Here is a 1,945-nt window from a genome sequence, read left to right as displayed (position 1 = left end):
TAAGCAGAAAAACGCTGTCTGTCAATATGTCAATGAACTTTCTTTTCAGTAGATCCTATTCCTTCTCAAAAAAACTTAACCGTGTCTACTGCCCAGCTAAGCGGGTGCAAATATAGAGCACTTTTTTAAATTAAAAATAAATTTCAGTTATTTTTATGAAATAATTTTAACCTGAATTTTTAATGTACTTATTATTAGCTTTTTGCTCTAAGATTGAAAGCAAAAAAAGGCTTATAAAGCTACATCATTTTAATGTTATCTGCAACTATTTTTTTTCCTTTTCTGTCTTATTCCATTTATTAGTTAATGAAGAATAATCATAATCCAAAACAGATTCCTGTCGCACTAGCTGACTGGCCGCAAAAGCTCTCTGTAAGATATCTTCAATAAGGTAGTCTTCGTGTATGTTTTCCGGCTGGTATTCTTCTTTTAAGTTTATCTTAAACATTTTAGCTGTTGTACTGTACCAAAAGGCACGCCACCCACTTCGTAATTCTTTAACCAAACCATAAGTTGTAGTTCCAGTTTGTCTATAGATTAATTTTACCAAAATCTGCCCTTCAGTGCGTGTCAACTTTTTTAATTCATCAGAAAACTCCCCTTCAATATATTTTTGCAGTTGTTTGGTATACTTTTTCTTTTTTCGTTTTGATTTAATTTTCATCAAACTATCATTAAGCTCTTCCAACCTTTCAGAGGCCATTTTTGCATAGGGATATACCTTAAGGGTCTTCCTGCGCAGAATATAATATTTCAATTTATCCTGGTAAGATGAAAACTCCAACCTTCCAAAAATGTATACCTCATCAAGGGTAATTGATTGTTGAAAAATGGAATCCCCCTGAATGATTATCATTTTTTCAGTCAGAGAATCCATTGGCTGCTCTTTCATCTGGGAAATCCCAATATAGCCCATAAGAGAAATAAGAATAAGATGAAAACACTTTTTCACTAAATATTTAAATTTCAAATTTCTTGCCAAAATTAATGATAAACATTGGACTGCATTACTAAATAAAAGTGAATATTGTTAAGTTTGTATTCAAATTATAAATACATGAGCGAAAAGAAGATTATCACCAAAAAATCATTGGCTTTTTTTGAAAAATACCTTAACAATGCATCCCCTACCGGATATGAATCAGAAGGTCAAAAATTGTGGATGAATTATGTGAAACCCTATGTTGATACATTTATTACCGATACCTACGGAACCGCGGTTGGAGTTATTAATCCGGAAGCAAAATACAGAGTGGTCATTGAAGGACATTCCGATGAGATTTCCTGGTATGTAAACTATATTACAGATAACGGGCTTCTCTATGTCATCCGCAATGGTGGCAGTGATCATCAAATTGCTCCTTCAAAATGGGTAAATATTCATACTAAAAACGGAATTGTGAAAGGTATCTTTGGATGGCCCGCTATACATACCCGGGACCGTGCTAAAGAAGAACCTCCTAAAATAGATAATATTTTTATTGATGTTGGAGCAAAGGATAAAGAAGAAGTTGAAAAAATGGGAGTCCATGTTGGCTGCGTTATCACATATCCGGATGAATTCCAGATCTTGAATAAGGATAAATACGTATGCCGTGCAATTGACAACAGAGCAGGTGGATTTATGATAGCTGAAGTTGCCAGACTTTTACATGAAAACAAGAAAAAATTACCTTTTGGACTCTATATAACTAATGCTGTACAGGAGGAAATTGGCCTTCGAGGCGCGGAAATGATTTCACAAACCATACGCCCGAATGCTGCGATTATTACCGATGTGTGCCATGATACGACGACACCTATGATCGACAAGAAAAAACAGGGGCATACAGAATTAGGTGCCGGCCCTGTAATTTCTTATGCTCCGGCAGTTCAGAATAAACTTAGAGAACGAATTATTGAAACCGCCGAAGCCAAAAAAATTCCATTTCAGCGCATGGCGGCA

General features: G+C 35.2%; 2 protein-coding genes. One reads left to right on the top strand and one right to left on the bottom strand.

Translation table 11 applies throughout. The features are described 5' to 3' along the window. Nucleotides 1-265: 265 nt before the first annotated feature. Nucleotides 266-952: a DUF4294 domain-containing protein gene (locus tag WBM60_RS10695; RefSeq protein WP_424260394.1), complete on the bottom strand. Its 687-nt coding sequence runs from the start codon at nt 950-952 to the stop codon at nt 266-268. Between the two features lie 105 nt (nt 953-1,057). Between WBM60_RS10695 and WBM60_RS10690 the strand changes: the two genes are divergently transcribed. After that, the coding region (locus tag WBM60_RS10690; protein ID WP_424283059.1) for a M42 family peptidase at nt 1,058-1,945 on the top strand (888 nt) is incomplete at its 3' end.

Origin of the sequence: Eudoraea sp., from assembly GCF_049669105.1 — a bacterium.
In the GTDB taxonomy this organism is placed as follows: domain Bacteria; phylum Bacteroidota; class Bacteroidia; order Flavobacteriales; family Flavobacteriaceae; genus Eudoraea.
This window is presented reverse-complemented; position numbering and strand designations above follow the sequence as displayed.